The following is a 16,040-nucleotide window of genomic DNA, read 5'->3' as shown; positions in this document are numbered from 1 at the left end:
CGGCCTGCCGGCCGGGCCGGGGCCAGAAGGTGACCGATCCCTGCTGCGGGCGGTATGCCCCGGTGAGGCAGTTGAACAGCGAGGTCTTGCCGGCCCCGTTCGGTCCGATCACCGCCAGGATCTCGCCCCGGCGCTGGCGCAGTGAGACGCCGTCGAGGCTGGTCACACCCCCGAACCGCAGCGCCAGGTCGCGGGCCTCCACCACTAGGTCCTCCGGGCCTCCGCCGCGCCCGGCTTCCCCCGGGCCCTGGCTGTCCCCGCGGCCCTGGCTGCTCCCGCGGCCCTGGCTGCTCCCGCGCTGCCGGTCCCGGGAGCGCCGGTGTCCCGGCGGGGAGACGCGGTGCGCTCCGCCCCTGGTCACGGCTTGCCCCCCGTGGGCGCGGCGCCCAGGGAGTCCGCCGCGCCGATGCCGGCCTCCGCGAGCTGGATCTCCCGACGCCGCCGGCGCGACGGCACGAGTCCCTGCGGACGGAAGATCATCATGATCACGATGACAGCGCCGAAGTAGATGTACCGGTCCGCGGGCGGGACCTTGTCGCGCAGGTAGAAGGCGATGCCCTGGAGGACGACGGCACCGACCACCACCCCGAGCCGGGAACCCATCCCGCCGAAGATGACGACGGCGACGACGAAGAACGACGCCTGCAGGCTGAAGCTCTGCGGGTTGAAGAACTGTTTGGAGGCGAAGAGCACGCCGGCGAAGCCCGACACCGAGGCGCCGATAGCGAAGGCGAGCAGCTTCATCCGCAGGGTCGCGACCCCGGTCGCCTCGGCTGCGATCTCGTCCTCGCGGATCGCCGCCCAGGCCCGGCCGATCCTGGACCGTTCCAGCCGACCGAAGGCGATCATGACTCCGACGATGATGGCCAGGAGCAGGTAGTAATACGGCAGCGGATCGATGCCCCACTCGTAGCCGAGGCCGAGCAGGTTGATCGACAGGTGCGGAACGCCGAAGGCCCCCCGGGCACCGTTCGTGATGTTGTCGGCGTTGTTCGCGATCAAATGGATGATCTCACCGAAACCGAGCGTGACGATCGCCAGGTAGTCACCCCGCAGCCGCAGCGTCGGCGCGCCCAGGACGACGCCGGCGAGCGCGGCAAGGACCAGCGCGATCGGGAAGACGAAGAACGGGTTGAGCACGAAGGGCGCGTGCCACGGCATCGCGGTCTGTGAGGTGAAGTAGGCCGTCGCGTAGGCACCGATGGCGAAGAAGGCGATGTAGCCGAGGTCGAGCAGGCCGGCGTAGCCGACCACGACGTTCAGGCCCAGTGCGAGCAGCGCGTAGATGCCGATGTCGTTGACCATCGACTGCTGCGCGGCGGTCGAGACGACCAGCGGGGCGATGATCGCGACCGCCAGAAGCGCCAGGTTCAGCGCGATCGGGCCGCCCCGGGTGGCGTAGGCCGCGCTCACCGGCCCCCGGATGCCGGCCGTCAGCCGGCCCGCCGCGCCCCGCAGTTCGACGCCGAGCGCCAGGACGATCCACAACGCGACGGCGAGCCCCAGGTAGGGCAGGATCCGCGCGTCCAGCACCGAATCCTGAAATGCCTTCAGCGGTTTGTCGGAGCCCCCGGCCGGACCGGTCACCACCGCGGCGAGCACACCCACCAGCAGCAGCACCCCGAGCTGGCGCAGCCGGGCCGGGGAGAACAGCACGGCCGGACGCAGCGATGCGCCCGCCGGGTCGCCACCAGACCCGCCACCCGGCCCGGCGGGTGGGAGCGGCGCCCCGGCCCTCGGCGGGCGGGCGGACGACGTCGCAGCGCTCACGCTGCCCTCCCTAGACGTTCCCCGAGCAGGCCGGACGGTCGGATCATCAGGATGCCGACCAGGACCAGGAAAGCGATCACGTCCTTGTAGGACGCCTGGAAGATATATCCGCCATAGCTTTCCACCAATCCGAGGAGCAGGCCGCCGAGCATCGCCCCGCGCACGTTGCCGATGCCGCCGAGGACCGCGGCGGTGAACGCCTTCACCCCGGGGACGAACCCCATGCTGTACGAGGCGTTGAACGTCATCGCGTACAGGAAGCCACCGGCCCCGGCCAACAGGCCGCCGAGCACGAACGTGACGATGATGATGCGTTCGACGTTCRCGCCCATGAGAACCGCGGTGTCGGCGTCCTGGGCCACCGCGCGGATGCCCTGCCCGAGCCGGGTCCCCGCGACCAGCCGGTCCAGTCCGACCAATATCGCGATCGCGACCGCGAAGATGACCAGCGACTGGGTGGAGACGTCCGCTCCGAACAGCGTGAACACCGTTCCGTCGGTGAACAGGTCGGGCAGGGCCACATTCTGCCGGCCGAACTCCTTGCCGGCAAGGTTCACCGCGAACAGCGAGGCCCCGATGGCGCTGATGAGATAGGCCAGCCGGGGGGCGGAACGGCGCCGCAGCGGCCGGTACGCCACCCGTTCGAGCGTGAAGGCGGCGAGCCCGCCGCAGATCGCGCCGGCGCCGAGGCCCATGGTCACCAGGCCCACCGATTCGAGGCCGCCCGGGACCGAGCCGTCCCCGGGCAGCAGGGCGCGGGCGGCGAACAGCCCGCCGAAGGATCCCAGCATGAAGACCTCGCTGTGCGCGAAGTTGATGAGCTGGAGGACCCCGTAGACGAGGGTGTACCCGAGCGCGATGACCGCGTACAGGGAGCCGACCGTCAGACCGTCGACGGTCAGCTGCCAGAACTGGTCGAGGAAACCCATCCGTGTGCCTCGTTCACCACCAGGCGAAGCGGTGGCCGGACGTCCCACCCCCGRCCACCGCCCGCACCGACATCAGGCCTTGACCAGGTTCGCGATGTTGCCGAGAACGGTGATCTGTCCACCCTTCACCTGGTAGACGAACACGTTGGAGCCCTTGACCTCGCCGTTGGGCTCGAACACCACGGTCTTGGTGATGCCGGGGAAGTTCACGGAACCGAACGCGCCGGTCACGGACTCCCGGGTGACGTCCTTGCCGAGCTTCTTGAAGACGTCCGCGAGGGCGAGCGTGGCGTCGTAGGCCTCACCGGAGTAGGTGCCGGGCTTCGTCCCGTTGTTGACCTTCTTGTAGGACGCGACGAAGGACGCGGCCTTCGGGTCGGTGTTGGCGTCGCCGCAGGGGCAGGTGAGGTAGGCACCCTCGGCCGCGGCGGCCCCGGCCTGCGCGACGTACTGCGGGTCGAGCGAGCCGTCACCGCTGATGATCTTTCCGGTGAAGCCCTTGCCCTTCAGCGCCTTCGACAGCAGCGCGAACTCGGGGTAGTAGCCGGAGTAGTAGAGGACCTCGGGCGCGGCAGCGATGATCTTCGTTGCCTCGGAGGTGTAGTCCTTGGTCGGGTTGATGCCGTCGTGGGTCGCGTTGACACCCTTGGCCTTGAGCTCGGCCTCCAGCGCACCCGACAGGCCCGTGCCGTACTCGCTCTTGTCGTCCAGCGAGTACACCTTCGTCGCCTTGAGCACCGTGGCGATGTAGTCGGCCGCGGCCTTGCCCTGCACGGTGTCCGGGGCGATGACCCGGTAGAAGGTCTTGAAGCCCAGGGTGGTGAGCGCGGGGTTCGTCGCCGACGGGCTCACCGACAGCAGCCCGGCCTGGGTGTAGGCCGGCTCGCTCGCCTTGGTGGCGCCGGAGAACATCGGGCCGACCACCGCGACGACCTTGGAGTCATCGATCAGCTTCTGGGCTGCCGTCGGGCCCTGATCCGGCGAGCCGCCATCGTCGGATTCGACGAGCTTGAGCTGGAACGGCGCGCTCGCATCCGCGTTGACCTCGGCGATCGCCGTCCGGACGCCGTAGAGGGCGTTCAGACCGAGCTGCTGGCTGTCGCCCGAGAGAACTCCCTGGAAGCCGATCGTGATGGTCTGCTTCCCGTTCGAGGACGAACCACTGTCACTTCCACAGGCCGCCGCGGTCAACGCCACGGTCGCGGCAAGGGCTATCGCTCCCAGGAGCGGGCGCCTACCCATGCAATTCCTCCTCCGGTCCCGCCAGACCCGACTCCGATGCCATGGCCCGGCCCAGTCACCCCGACGCGCCCGGCCCGCGAGCCGGTGCGCCACCGCATAGAGAATGACGTGCTGACCAGCATCAATTCGCACCACCCCCCCGGATGGACGGGGCGGCGCACGGTTACACACCGGCACGATCCCGCGGAACCCGGCACCTCAGCATGGCTATGCCCAGACCGCCGGGCTGGTGCCCAGCTGTGCCGGCGGGGAGCTCCAGCTCGGCGCGACGCCGGCCACGGTGGCGGCCGGGCGGATGTACGACAGGGGTCCGAACTCGCTGTTCATCGTGGCGCAGAACTCCTCGGCCTCCTCCCGGGTCGGGTCGGGGAGCGCGAGCGTGTCGTGGTGTCCCAGCCCCTGCAGCCAACGACCGGTCCGGGTCAGGGACACACCGACGTGCCAGCTGCCCCCCTCGGTCGCCCGGCGCGCCAGCGCGTCCAGCACCCCGTAGACGGTGAGGTAGCCAGTCGAATGATCAAGGGCCTGTGCCGGCAGCGGCACGGGGCGGTCGGACCGGGTCACCGCCGCGGCGGCGGTCGCGATGCCGGACGCGGTCTGGACCAGACTGTCGAACCCGCGCAGACCGCTCCAGGGGCCCTGCCGTCCATACGCGGTGATGGTCGCGCAGACGATGCCCGGCCGGATCCTGGCGACCGCCTCCGGGCCGAAGCCGAGCCGGTCGAGGGCCATCGGCCGGTAAGCCTGGAGCACCACGTCCGCCGAGGCGATCAGCTCGCGCAGCCGGCGGGCGTCCGCGGTCACCCGCAGGTTGAGGAAGGCGTTGCGCTTGCCGAACCCGGTGTCGACGAGCACCGTGTGCACCTCCGGCAGGTGGGCGGCGCCGACCCGCAGGACGTCGGCTCCGTAGGCGGCCAGCGTGCGACCGGCGACGGGACCGGCAATGACCCGGGTCAGGTCGAGCACCCGCAGACCCGCGGCCGGCGTCTCGGCCGGGGGCGCGGCGAGCGCCGGGCCGTCGCCGAGCCGGCGCACCTCGACGAGGGGAAGCTCGTCAACCGCCCGGGCCTGCCGGTGCTCGCGCCACTCCCGCTCGCTACGGGCCATGCTGGCGCACAGACCCATGGCGTGCAGCTCGAGTTCCAGCGGCTCGGCCTCGAAACGGCGGATGACCCGTTCGACGGCGGCGCGCTCGCCCGGCGTCCCAAGAAGATCCAGGATCCCGTTGCGGTGGTGCGGGAAGTTGCAGTGCAGCTGGATCCACCGGTCGTCCCCGGTGCGGTAGTACCCGGAGATCGGGTCCCACGGGCTCGGCGGTGGCTTGCCGGCCACTCGCAGGTACCGTTCGCTGCGGAAGACCGCACTCGCGTGACGAGTGTCCACGGTGACCTCYGGCGGGGCCCCGCCGCCGCGGGCCGCGAGCAGGCGGCTAGCCCCGACGGCCGCGGCCGCCACCGACGCGGTCGCCACCGTCGTCACCCGGTAGAGGCTGGGCAGGACGTCGGCGGGTCCGGTCACGGTCAGCCGCTCGGCGATGTCCGGATCCTGTACCAGCGACGCGACCTCGGTGACAATCTCCGAGTTCTGCCGTTGCCCCATCCACCCATCCTGTCCCACCCTGGTGTGCACGCGGYGCCCCGAGCGCGCCGTCGGCCGAACCGGAATGAGGCCGGCACGCCMGATAAGACGATCCTGAGAGCCAAGAGCCACAACGCACAGAAAATCCTATTTTGCCGCTGTCCCGGCCTCCCGACTCGCGCTCGCCCCGGGCCGTCCAAGGCCCATTCTGGTCATGTGTAGGTACTTTCGCCATGACACCGGGCTCGCGGCCGCCCGGTCGGGTGGTCGGCAATSGCAGGAGACACCCCGATGCGCGTGCAACGCTCGCTGTACGAGGTGCTGGACGTACCGCCCAGCGCCACCGCCGAGCAGATCCGGCATGCCTACCGCGTGGCCGCCCGCCGCACCCATCCCGACGCCGGTGGTTCGTCACCGGCCTTCGATCGGGTCACCCTCGCCTACCGCGTTCTCGGCGACCCCGACCGGCGGCGCCGCTACGACCTGCGCCTCGCCGCCGGCACGCCTCACCCGTCCGCGCCGCGCCGATCATCACCGGGCCCATCCGCGCCGGGCCCATCCGCACCGGGCCCGGGTGCACCGGGCCCGGGTGCCGATCCGATGGTCCGTCGCCGCTACCTCGCCCTGATGCTGGTGGCGCTGACCCTGTTCATCTCGGCAGGCACCGTGGTGCGGCTGTACTCCGTGACCGCCGCCATGATCATGATGGTGGTCGCGGCGATGATCCCGCCCGTCGCGGTCACCGTGGCGAGCCGTCCCCGTCGGGCGCCTTCCGACCCCCGTCCCCGAGCAGGCGAGGACCGGGGCGTCCGCGCCGACCGCACTCCCCCGCCCGGATCAGACCGGTAGCCGCACGCGTAGGGAACCGGCCGGGCGCCCGCCGCCGAGCACCGTGGGCGCCCCGAGCACGGCGAGCTGGGCGAAGTCGAGCTCCTGGTGCCCGGGGGCGTCCGGACCGGGAAGAGCACCCAGGCGGGTCAGCACGGCCAGCGCGACCGGGACGCCGGGCCGCCCGCTCCCATCCGCGATCTTGACCGCGACCGCGTGACCCTCGGACGTCGCCACCACCGTGACACCCTCGGCGCCGTTCTTCGCGACGACGCCGGGTACCGCCCGCATCAGGTCGGTGTCGGACCGGCCAACACCCCCGATCAGCTCGGGATGCGCCCGCATGGCGTTGATGACCCGCCGCTCGGGGCCGCCCGGCGCGGCCCGGACCATCGCCCGCAGCCCGCGAGCCAGGCCCGTGAGCGAGAACGCGAACAACGGGGCCCCGCACCCGTCCACGCTGGTCGCGACGATCTCCTCGCCGATCAGCTCCTCGATCGTGCGCCGGATCACCTGCTGCAACGGATGATCGGGGTCGGTGTAGTTCTCGATCGGCCAGCCGGCCGCCACGCAGCAGGCGATCATCCCCGCATGCTTGCCGGAGCAGTTCATCAGCACCGGCTCCGCGCGGCCCCCGGCGCGAAGGTGCGCCTGGGCCGCGGCCGGGCCCAACGGAAGATCGGCGGGACAGCGCAGGGTGTCGACGGAGACGCCCGCTACCGAGAGGATCTCCAGCACCCGCGCGAGATGCACCGGCTCGCCGCTGTGGGAACTGGACACGATGGCAAGCAGGTCACCGGGGATCTCCCGGCTCAGGAAGATGCCGTCCAGCCCGGCACGAAGCATCGCGGCGGCCTGAAGGGGCTTGACCGCCGATCGGGGGAAGATCGGGTGGTCGGGCACGCCGACGGTGAGCGCGCTGTCCCCATCCCGACCGAGGCCGATGACGGTGCCGTGATGGCAACTCTCCACGAACGGCGCACCGCCGCGCAGCCCCCGGACAACCTCGGCGACCACCTGCGGGCCCTCCGGCGGCTGCATACAGCCAGCGTACGTCGGGCCTTCTCCCGCTCACCCGTTCTCGCCATCCGCCGAATCCGACGCTCGCCTCACGGCGGCCGCATATCCTGGTGCCGTGCCTGCCTACGACTACCGCTGCCGGGTATGTGACGCATCGTTCGAGGTTCGCCGCAGCATGCACGAGTCCGTGCCGGACAGCGCGGTGAGCTGCCCCTCCGGACACACCGAGACCTCGCGGATCTTCTCTGCGATCGCCGTCAGCCGCGGCTCGGCCACGCCGRCTCCGGCTATGGCCTCGCCGTCCGCCGGCGGGGGCGCGTGCTGCGGCGGCGGCTGCTGCGGCTGACGCCACCGTTCATCCTGACGCCACCGTTCATCCGCGGTGACGATGGATGCCCGCGGCCTGCGATTTCGTCGGCCCACGCGCCGCCCGGGTCCGCGGGCCGACATCCACCTGACGGTCCCGCTGGCCGCCGCACGCGGCGGCCCGGTCCTCCACCAGCCGCCGTCGCAACAGCCGCAGGGTATCTTCCCGCTCCGTCTGATCCAGACCGGCTACGAGGGTCTGCAGCAGATCACCTGATCCGGGTCGTTGGTCGCCATAGCCGAACCCACTCGTACCCATGGGCRTGTCCTACCCAGGCCACCGGCGTGTCACGCAGTCCCGGGCCCACGGGAACAAGGCACCGGGCCACCGGAGTCTCCGCCGCACCCCCCGCAGCGCCTCCCGCAGCCGAGCGCGGACGACCCGGCGATCGATGGCCCGCGGGCCGAGCACCATGATCCATGCGATACCCAACGCCCACAGGCCGGCGAGGGCACCGAAGGCAAAAACGTTGAACGCTCCGATCATCGCGAAGCCGACGAGCAGCAGAACGCTCGCGGCGAGCCCGCCACCCACGGGTGTTTCCGTACCCCGCCGGCTACGGCGTCATACCGACTACTTCATGATGTTGGTCATATTATGGATCATCGGACGGATTCAGTGACGCCGTGACTCCACGTGAGGAGGGCCGGGTCGCAGTACCCGCCACAGCGCGCCCAACGAGGTGAACTGGATGTCGGGCGGCGCACCGGCGACCTCGTCAACCACCCGGTCCGGGGCGTGCTGATGACGCAGATGATCCATGATCTCGTCACGGTTGGCGGGGAAGACCGCCCGGCCGAGCCAGYGGGCGAGCTCGGAGCGTTCCTCGACGTCCACCGGCGTCATCCCAGCCGGCACACCGACCCGCGACCCAGCGGCATCCAGGTTCTGCGGGCCACCGGTCGCTTCCTCGGGGAACGGTTCAGCGGAGCGCCATTCCTCCGCCCGTGTGTCCCGCCCGGCCCGCACAAGCCCCTCGACCTCGTGCGCCAAGATGTCGTCGCGCACAGGGCCGTGCTTGGTGCTTCCGCGATCCACTGCCATGTTCTCGTTCCTTTCCGCTGTTTCAGTGGTGCGCGCTGACGGACGAAGCAAACCCGCGATCGGGCCACCCGGCTTCTCCGGTCAGCAGATGTTCACGGCCAGCGATGGGCGGGAACACCGGCATCCATGGTGCGGATACCCCACAACGTGTTGGTCAGACCCGCCGAACGCCTGGAGCGGGCCGAAGCTCTCGACCCGGTGGCAGTGAAGATCCGTGACATGGTCCGCCGCTCCCTGCACGACGGGACCATCCGGGACACCCTGCACGGCGTGCCGCTCGGTCACCCGCTGCATCCGGCGCTCGCTGCGCTCCCCATCGGAACCTGGATCTCCGCGGGAATCGTGGACCTGCTCGCGGGACGTCACGAGGGGTCCGAACGGGCGGCCCGGGTACTGATCGCCACGGGGTTGCTCGCGGCGGTCTCGGCCGCCGCCAGCGGCCTCGCCGACTACTCCGAGCTGCATGAGCGCCAACTGCGGGTCGGGGTGGCGCACGCCGCGACGAACAGTCTGGCGGCCTGCTGCTACGCCGCCTCGCTCGGCATCCGATGGCGTGGCAACGGCCGCCTCGGCCGTCGTCTCGCGCTGCTCGGCCTCGCCACGGCCAGCACGTCGGCCTACCTCGGCGGTCATCTGGCCCACCGGCAGGCGTCGGGAGCCAACCACACCGAGGAGGTACCCCACCTGCTGCCGCCCGGTTGGCATCCGCTCGCCCTTCTGGACGAACTGGCGGACGGCCGACCCGAGGCGCGGCTGTTGCGGGATGTGCCGGTCGTCCTCCTCCGGAAGGGAGACCACGTCGACGTACTGGCCGGCCGGTGCAGCCACCTGTCCGGACCACTGCACAAGGGAGAGATCATCCGAAGGGACGGCTTCACCTGCCTGCGCTGCCCCTGGCACGGCAGCACCTTCCGGGTGACGGACGGCGCGGTGGTGCATGGTCCCGCGACCGCGCCCCAGCCGCGGTTCGATGTGTGGATCTCCGATGGTGAGGTCCGGGTACGGCTGCCTGGGGCGGGATAGCTACCGCGGAATAGCTAACTGGGGCGGGACAGCGTCGAGGGGCTGTCCGCCGCGGAGCGGGGCGTCCCGGCTGCCGGACCGGTTGGCGGGACGGCTGGCGGGACGACGGCCGGGCTGGCGGCGCCAGCCGAGCGCTGTAGGCCCGCGCGGTCCGAGCCCGGGCGCCCGGTGGTGGCCATCTCGCCCACCCCGTAAAGCGCATAGGCTTTCCTGATCACCGGCCGGGCCACGTTACGGACCGGCACCCCACCGGCCGTCATCCCGTGCTCCGAACCGGCATGGGCGTGACCGTGCAGCGCAAGGCAGGCGGCCCCCGCGTCCACCGCCTCGGCAAGGTGGTAGCTGCCGAGAAACGGGAAGATCTCGGTTCGCTCGCCGATGAGCGTGTCCGGTACCGGAGCATAGTGCATCAAAGCCACACGGATTTCGCAATCCAGACTTTCCAGCGCACCGCGCAGCCGGGATCCGGCGTCCTTCGTGTGCCGGATGAACGCCTTCATCAGTGGTTCGCCGAAGTCGCTTCCGCTGGCCCCGGCGAACCCCCCGCCAAATCCCTTGACGCCGGCGATTCCGAGACGGCGGCCGTCGATGTCGAGGACCGTGCCGCCGCCTTCGAGGACGGTCACGCCAGCATCGGCCAGCATTTCGATGATCTCGTTCTCGGCACCGCCGTGGTAGTCGTGATTACCCAGGACGGCGACGACGGGCACCTCGGCGTCCGCCACCTCGGCCGCGACGATCTCGGCCTCGGCCGGCAGCCCCCGCTGGGTGAGATCACCGGCCAGCAGCAGCACGTCCGCCCGACCGGCGAGTCCACGCAGCAGCGGTGCGAAGGTTCCGCGGCTGTCCACGCCYAGGTGGATGTCGCCGACGGCGGCAATTCTGATCATGAGATGGTCTCCACGTTCGGCGGCGCCTCGGTCGGCATCCCCCGATCCGCGATGGTGACCTCGTTACTCACCAGGCGTCCGGGAAGCGCCTCGGCGAGCACATCCGCGACGGCCCGGCGGCGGGCGTCCGTGGYGACCTCGCCCTCGACCAGGATCTGCTGGCCATCCACCACCACCTCCAGCCCGAGCTCGGCCACCCTTGGATCCTCGGCGAGGCGTTCGTGCAGGTCACCGGCAAGATACTCATCGGCCTCGGTGAGGTTCAGTGCCCCGTACCCGGCGGTGTCGGCGATCCGCTTCGCGGTCCCGGCCTGCTCCGCCGCACCCGCTGGCACCGCCCCACCCGCTGGCACCGCCCCACCCGCTGGCACCGCCCCACCCGCTGGCACCAACGGGCCGTGCGGACGTGAACCCGTGGGGGTGCCCCCGGCCGACGGAGCACCTTCGGTAGACGGAGCACCTTCGGCCGACACTGCACGACCGGCGGCCGGGATCAGGTTGAGCCGGGTGGCCACGAGCAGGGCCGCCTCGGCGAAGGGGGAGGTGGCCGTCGCGCGACGTACCTGATCCCAGTCGACCTGCTCCCGCATCGCTCTGATCATCGGTATCACGCGAGCGAGGTCACAGTACCGTTCCTCCAGGGCCAACAGGGTCATCTCGAACCAGTCGGTGGCATCCAGCACGGGCATGCGCACCGAGTCCACCGACATCTCACTGGACCGCTCCAGCGTTTGCTGGGTCACCGCCCGACCCACCGGATGGTGGATGAGATCGACCAGCACCTCGCCGTCGAACACCTTGGTGAGCCAGTCCTCGGGTGAGTCGACCGGGCGCAGGCCGGCGTTCGCAAGCACCTCGACCGCCCGCGGCACGTCGTCCTCGCGCAGCATGAAATCGACGTCGTGGACCGGCTCGGGGCCGCCCCGGGCCCAGCAGGCGTAGCTGCCCCCGAGAGCGAACGGGATGCCCGCCTCCTTCAGGGTCACAGCCACGCGTTTCAGACTCTCCCGCAGGCCTCTGGGCGCATCCTCCATACCGCTGCCCGTACCCGCGGGAACCATGTGATGCACCTCGCGTACCCCACCGGAGTCGGGCGGCAGGTGGCTGTCGCGATTGCGACACCTCTAAATGACTACCTCGAAGCGGTGACAGGACTACTACAGAAGCATGGCGCCGTCCGGCTATCCGTAGTTATAATTTCACTACATGCCACAAGAGTTACCACTTCGACGCCTGATAGACACCTGAATCTCACGGCTTGACGACACCGAGCGTCGACATGAGCGATGATGACCTTCGCGGCAAACCTGTCGCCCGCCTACTTCGACACCGGATTGGAAGCGAACCCTGAACACGCGCACACGATCCGACCAGTTGGCCAGGGCCCTCGGAGGGGAAACAGCCGCACCGGAGAACTCCGGCGAACGCCTCCCTGAACAACGCGCCACTGGGCCGGCCACCCTGACCTCGCGGCCGGCCGCCCCGGGCGGCCACGGCGTGGTCGACCTGTCCAGCCATCCCGGCCAGCTGGCCCGCCGGCTCCAGCAGGTGACCTATCAGCTCTGGACCACCACTGTCTCGACCGAGACGACACCTCCGCAGTTCGTGGTCCTCAACAGCCTGCTCGCTGATCCCGATATTGATCAGCGCACGCTCGGAGAACGAGCCTCCCTGGATCGGTCGACGGTGGCCGATGTGGTGGCGAGGCTCGTGCAGCGTGGGCTCATCCGCCGGGTCCGTGACCCGCGTGATGGCCGGCGCAACGTCCTGCGGCTGACCAAGCGGGGAGAGTCGACCCACGGTCAGGTGGCGGACCGCATCGACCAGATGAACGACAAGCTGCTGGCGCCGCTGTCCGAGGAGGAACAGACCGCCCTGTTGTCGATGTTGGCCCGCATCGTCGACCAGGATAGGCCCCATTAAYACGATGCGGGGTCGCTACGTATCGCCCGAGGTCGATGACGGTCGGCATCTTCGGTATCGCCGCCTCTTGACGTCCTCTCCGCCCTGAAGGGTGGAGATTCCCGCCTGCTACGCCGCTGTTCGCATCCCGGTCGTGGACGACCCCGCAGGCCGGGCACGTCCACGACCGGACGGTCAGTGGTTTCGGCCCGTCCTTCACCCCGCACGCCGAACAGACCTGCGACAACGCAAACCACCGGTCGACCTTCACCACGGTCCGGCCGTACCGGGCGGCCTTGTACTCCAGCATCCCGACGAACCGCGACCAGCCAGCGTGGGACGGCTCCGCCTAGCATGGCCAGGCATCACCGACCAGAAGCAGCCCGATGCCTGTCCAGATCACGAAGGTGAAAATGTGACTTCACGAATCTCTCGTGGGGCATCCACGCCGCGAATCCGGTGAACGTCGCCGGTCTGCTGCTCGCTGCCGGGGCAGGACGGCGGATGGGACGCCCCAAGGCTCTGGTCGAGTTGGGCGGTGTGACGCTGGTCGAGCGGGGTGTCCGCCTGCTCACGGCGGGGGGCTGCCGGCCGGTCGTGGTCGTCACCGGCGCCGCCGCGGACGAGGTGGGCATCGTCGTGCGACGCCTCGCCACCCGCCGGGTCGCCGGGCCGGCGCCCGCGGGCTGGGATGCGCCCGAGATCGGCCTGGAACCCACGGCCGGCCTGATACCGGAGGTTCGCCTGGTATCGGCCGCGCGGTGGACCGAGGGTGTCGGCGCGTCGCTGCGGGCCGGTCTCGCCGCCCTGGTCGGCACCGACACCGACGCCGTGGTTGTCACCCTGGTGGACCAACCTTCCCTCGGCGCGGCGGCGGTGCAACGTCTGATCTCCGCCGCGGCCGACCCGGGGTCGGCCCATCCGGCGATGACCGCCACCTACGGAGGCCGGCCGGCCCATCCCGTCCTGCTACGCCGCTCGGTCTGGCCCGAGGTGGCGGCTCTCGCGCGCGGCGAGGCCGGCGCCCGGGCGTGGCTGCGGGCCCACCCGGGAGAGGTCACCGGCGTGCCCTGCGACGGCACCGGCTCACCCGCCGACGTCAACACCCCCGCCGACCTCGAAACCCCCGCCGACCTCGAAACCCCCGCCGACCTCGCCAGCGGCGACACGCACACCCAGCCCGGGTAGAACGCTAAGGACCCATGAGTAGGAACACCGCCGCAACGACGTGAGAAACGGAAGAACAACAGCGAACCCCGGTATTCCAAGAAAGGATGACGCCCAACCGGGCCACCGGCAGTATCGGCGGCACGGGAACCGGCGCGGGGCACCATACCATCACCATCTGAGGCTGGCCGGACACCCGGGGATGGTGTCGGGCGCTGCGCGATGGGCTCGGCGGGAAACGTTACGCAGACCATCGTGCTGGTGGCGGGTCAGGGACGGACACGACGCTCGCTCGCGGAAAGGACGTCTCCGTGTCCGACGCCCGCCATCGATCCCGCCGCAACAGATTTCGTGGTGGCGCGTCCCATCACGGCGCGTCCCGGTATGGYGGGTCCCGGGCCGGTGGCCGCGGCCGTGCCGTCACCGTCGGCCTGGGCATCGTCAGCGGCGCGGCGCTGCTTGTACTGGGCGCGTTGACCGCCACCGGGATCGGGTTCGCGGCCCGCGCCGCCTGGGATGCCGGATCGGCCGGGGAATGCGCGGACGGCGGCGAACGGGCCACCCTGACCATCACCACCGCGCCGGCACTCGCGGCGCCGATCAGCCGGCTCGCCGCCGACTTCGATCGTCAGCGCGCCGGTGCCGAGGGCTCGGCGGGCCCGTGCGTGACCCTCGCCGTGTCGGTGGTCGCCTCCGACCGGGTGCTCGACACGCTGTCCCGGCCGGAGTCGCCGGACTCCCCCGGGCCGCCCGACGTCTGGATCCCGGAGTCGGCCGACTGGCTGGAGCTGGGCCAGGAATCGGACCCGGTCACGGCGAAACTGCCGGCGAAGGCCACGACGATCGCGGGATCGCCCGTCGTCATCGCCATGCCGAGACTCATGGCACAGCGCCTCGGTTGGCCCGAACATCATGTGACCTGGGCCGAACTGGCCGCGGCCGCGGGCGAGGCCGATTTCTGGACCCACCGGGGCGAGCCCCAGTGGGGGGACTTCCGGTTCGCCATGGCCAATCCGGAGCACTCGGCCGCCGCGCTGCGGGCCGTCATCGCAACGGTGGGCGCCGCCCGCGGACTCACCGCGGCCGAGATGACCACCGGCACGTTCGACCAGGATCGCGCGGCCCAGCTCACCGTGCTCCGGCAGGAACGCTCCATCGACTGGCTGCCAGAGTATGACCAGCAACTCTTCGACTCGGTGCGCACCGGCGGCACGGAGAACGGCGCGGCCGGATCCGCTCCCTCGGCCTTCCCGGCTCTGGAGGCCGATGTCATCGCCTACAACCGGTCCCTGACAAGCCAGAACGGTAACCCCCCGACCACGACGCTGGTGGCGTCCTACCCCTCGGACGGGATGTTCACGGCGACGGTGCCGTACATCGTCCTGAAGAAGACGGCGAGCTCGTCGTCCCGGCGGGCCGCGGCGGACGCCTTCGCCGCGTTCCTGCGCGGGGACGCGGGCCGCGCGGCTCTCAGCGGAGCCGGTTTCCGCACACCCACCGAGCTGGCGGGCCACGATGACCCAGGCGGGCTGGCCGGGACGCTMAACGCGACCGACGGGGTGCGCTCCGTCCCGCCGAAGCTGGCGAGCACGGACGCCTCCGACAGCACGCTCGGCACGGCTCGGCGGTTCTTCCGCCATGCCCGTCAGCGTGGTGCCACCCTCGTGGCGCTCGACAGCTCCGGATCGATGGCCGAACCGGTCCCGGGCACCGACCCGTCAAGAACTCGGCTGCAGGCGGCCGTCGAGACCTCCCTGGCCGGCCTGCGCCTGTTCGCACCCGACAGCCAGGTYGGTCTCTGGCGGTTCTCCGGCGAGCAGGGCGCCCAGGGAGTCCAGGGCTACCGGGATCTCGTGCCGATGGCTGCGCTCAACGCACCCGGACGAGGCGGCACCCATCGGGACGAGCTGATCGCCGCGCAGGCCGGGATCGTCCCCGGCGGAGCCACCGATCTGTATGCCACCACGCTCGCGGCCTTCCGCTTCCTGACCCAGCACTACGTCCCCGGCCGGCTCAACCAGGTCGTCATCCTCACCGACGGTCGCGACACGAACCGGGGTGCGGCCGCGCCGAGCCTGGACAGCCTGATCGAACAGCTGCACGCCGAGTACGACCCGAAGCGGCCGGTCGCCATAATCATGATCGCCTACAGCAACGACGCCGACCTCACCGCGCTGTCGCGCATCGCCGCGGCGACCGCAGGACGCTCCTACCTCCGGCCGGACCCGAGCCAGGTGGTCGACATCTACCTCGACGCGCTCACCCGCGTCCGCCCCTGAA

At 70.7% G+C, this 16,040-nt stretch carries 17 protein-coding genes and 1 pseudogene; 6 read left to right on the top strand and 12 right to left on the bottom strand.

Translation table 11 applies throughout. The features are described from left to right. From CcI156_RS26845 to CcI156_RS11860, 5 genes are all read right to left on the bottom strand, one after another. On the bottom strand, window positions 1–361 hold a 361-nt coding region (locus CcI156_RS26845; protein WP_254847384.1), incomplete at its 3' end, for an ATP-binding cassette domain-containing protein. Further along, the gene (locus CcI156_RS11875; protein WP_023840861.1) at window positions 358–1,770 is read right to left on the bottom strand and encodes a branched-chain amino acid ABC transporter permease; all 1,413 of its coding nucleotides are present in this window, start codon (window positions 1,768–1,770) and stop codon (window positions 358–360) included. The genes CcI156_RS11875 and CcI156_RS26845, both read right to left, overlap by 4 nt. Next, complete coding sequence (locus tag CcI156_RS11870) at window positions 1,767–2,699, bottom strand: branched-chain amino acid ABC transporter permease (protein WP_076805674.1); 933 nt, start codon at window positions 2,697–2,699, stop codon at window positions 1,767–1,769. The genes CcI156_RS11875 and CcI156_RS11870 overlap by 4 nt, the downstream gene beginning before the upstream one ends. Before the next feature lie 72 nt (window positions 2,700–2,771). Continuing rightward, the gene (locus tag CcI156_RS11865; protein ID WP_023840862.1) at window positions 2,772–3,941 is read right to left on the bottom strand and encodes a branched-chain amino acid ABC transporter substrate-binding protein; all 1,170 of its coding nucleotides are present in this window, start codon (window positions 3,939–3,941) and stop codon (window positions 2,772–2,774) included. Between the two features lie 207 nt (window positions 3,942–4,148). After that, window positions 4,149–5,540, bottom strand: a complete 1,392-nt coding sequence (locus tag CcI156_RS11860; RefSeq protein WP_011434805.1) for a CoA transferase — start codon at window positions 5,538–5,540, stop codon at window positions 4,149–4,151. Between the two features lie 270 nt (window positions 5,541–5,810). On the opposite strand from CcI156_RS11860, the gene CcI156_RS11855 reads away from it, so the two are divergent. Then, complete coding sequence (locus tag CcI156_RS11855) at window positions 5,811–6,368, top strand: J domain-containing protein (RefSeq protein ID WP_023840863.1); 558 nt, start codon at window positions 5,811–5,813, stop codon at window positions 6,366–6,368. On the opposite strand, the gene CcI156_RS11850 is transcribed toward CcI156_RS11855, so the two are convergent. Next, window positions 6,357–7,388, bottom strand: a complete 1,032-nt coding sequence (locus CcI156_RS11850; RefSeq protein ID WP_035941548.1) for an asparaginase — start codon at window positions 7,386–7,388, stop codon at window positions 6,357–6,359. The two genes, CcI156_RS11855 and CcI156_RS11850, sit on opposite strands and share 12 nt — an antisense overlap. Window positions 7,389–7,482: 94 nt before the next feature. Between CcI156_RS11850 and CcI156_RS11845 the strand changes: the two genes are divergently transcribed. After that, window positions 7,483–7,713, top strand: coding sequence for a zinc ribbon domain-containing protein (locus tag CcI156_RS11845; protein ID WP_076805672.1), 231 nt, complete (start codon window positions 7,483–7,485; stop codon window positions 7,711–7,713). 27 nt (window positions 7,714–7,740) lie between these two features. On the opposite strand, the gene CcI156_RS11840 is transcribed toward CcI156_RS11845, so the two are convergent. The 3 genes from CcI156_RS11840 to CcI156_RS11830 all read right to left on the bottom strand — a co-directional run bounded on the left by CcI156_RS11840 (window position 7,741) and on the right by CcI156_RS11830 (window position 8,778). After that, a complete protein-coding gene (locus CcI156_RS11840) occupies window positions 7,741–7,992 on the bottom strand; it encodes a hypothetical protein (protein WP_011434801.1) in 252 nt (83 codons plus the stop codon). 9 nt (window positions 7,993–8,001) lie between these two features. After that, window positions 8,002–8,268: a hypothetical protein gene (locus CcI156_RS11835; protein ID WP_023840865.1), complete on the bottom strand. Its 267-nt coding sequence runs from the start codon at window positions 8,266–8,268 to the stop codon at window positions 8,002–8,004. 81 nt (window positions 8,269–8,349) lie between these two features. Next, window positions 8,350–8,778, bottom strand: coding sequence for a DUF2795 domain-containing protein (locus CcI156_RS11830; protein WP_076805670.1), 429 nt, complete (start codon window positions 8,776–8,778; stop codon window positions 8,350–8,352). 147 nt (window positions 8,779–8,925) lie between these two features. On the opposite strand from CcI156_RS11830, the gene CcI156_RS11825 reads away from it, so the two are divergent. After that, window positions 8,926–9,801, top strand: a complete 876-nt coding sequence (locus CcI156_RS11825; RefSeq protein ID WP_236707297.1) for a Rieske (2Fe-2S) protein — start codon at window positions 8,926–8,928, stop codon at window positions 9,799–9,801. 14 nt (window positions 9,802–9,815) lie between these two features. Here the strand turns inward: CcI156_RS11825 and CcI156_RS11820 are convergent, their stop codons facing one another. Then, window positions 9,816–10,691, bottom strand: coding sequence for a metallophosphoesterase (locus CcI156_RS11820; protein WP_011434797.1), 876 nt, complete (start codon window positions 10,689–10,691; stop codon window positions 9,816–9,818). Continuing rightward, window positions 10,688–11,725 (bottom strand): nucleotidyltransferase, encoded by a 1,038-nt coding sequence (locus CcI156_RS11815; RefSeq protein WP_076805668.1) that lies wholly within the window; start codon window positions 11,723–11,725, stop codon window positions 10,688–10,690. Before CcI156_RS11815 ends, CcI156_RS11820 begins: the two co-directional genes overlap by 4 nt. Before the next feature lie 427 nt (window positions 11,726–12,152). On the opposite strand from CcI156_RS11815, the gene CcI156_RS11810 reads away from it, so the two are divergent. Further along, window positions 12,153–12,614, top strand: coding sequence for a MarR family winged helix-turn-helix transcriptional regulator (locus CcI156_RS11810; RefSeq protein ID WP_049761037.1), 462 nt, complete (start codon window positions 12,153–12,155; stop codon window positions 12,612–12,614). Window positions 12,615–12,723: 109 nt separating this feature from the next. Here CcI156_RS11810 and CcI156_RS11805 read toward each other — a convergent pair. After that, a pseudogene (locus tag CcI156_RS11805) lies at window positions 12,724–12,927 on the bottom strand (zinc ribbon domain-containing protein); the annotation flags it as partial. A gap of 125 nt (window positions 12,928–13,052) precedes the next feature. On the opposite strand from CcI156_RS11805, the gene CcI156_RS11800 reads away from it, so the two are divergent. Beyond that, window positions 13,053–13,781, top strand: coding sequence for an NTP transferase domain-containing protein (locus CcI156_RS11800; protein WP_082456696.1), 729 nt, complete (start codon window positions 13,053–13,055; stop codon window positions 13,779–13,781). Window positions 13,782–14,071: 290 nt separating this feature from the next. Next, complete coding sequence (locus CcI156_RS11795) at window positions 14,072–16,039, top strand: substrate-binding domain-containing protein (protein WP_011434792.1); 1,968 nt, start codon at window positions 14,072–14,074, stop codon at window positions 16,037–16,039. Window position 16,040 lies beyond the last annotated feature (1 nt).

The sequence above is a fragment of the Frankia sp. CcI156 genome, from assembly GCF_001983015.1.
Classification (GTDB): domain Bacteria; phylum Actinomycetota; class Actinomycetes; order Frankiales; family Frankiaceae; genus Frankia; species Frankia casuarinae.
Note: the sequence above shows the minus strand (reverse complement) of the source record. Positions and strands in the feature narration are given on the sequence as shown.

What these genes read in the sequence shown, in the direction of transcription:
- CcI156_RS11855 (WP_023840863.1), top strand. Translation starts at nt 5,811, where the DNA reads ATGCGCGTGCAACGCTCGCTGTACGAGGTGCTGGACGTACCGCCCAGC.
- CcI156_RS11865 (WP_023840862.1), bottom strand. Translation starts at nt 3,941, where the DNA reads ATGGGTAGGCGCCCGCTCCTGGGAGCGATAGCCCTTGCCGCGACCGTG.
- CcI156_RS11840 (WP_011434801.1), bottom strand. Translation starts at nt 7,992, where the DNA reads ATGGGTACGAGTGGGTTCGGCTATGGCGACCAACGACCCGGATCAGGT.
- CcI156_RS11850 (WP_035941548.1), bottom strand. Translation starts at nt 7,388, where the DNA reads ATGCAGCCGCCGGAGGGCCCGCAGGTGGTCGCCGAGGTTGTCCGGGGG.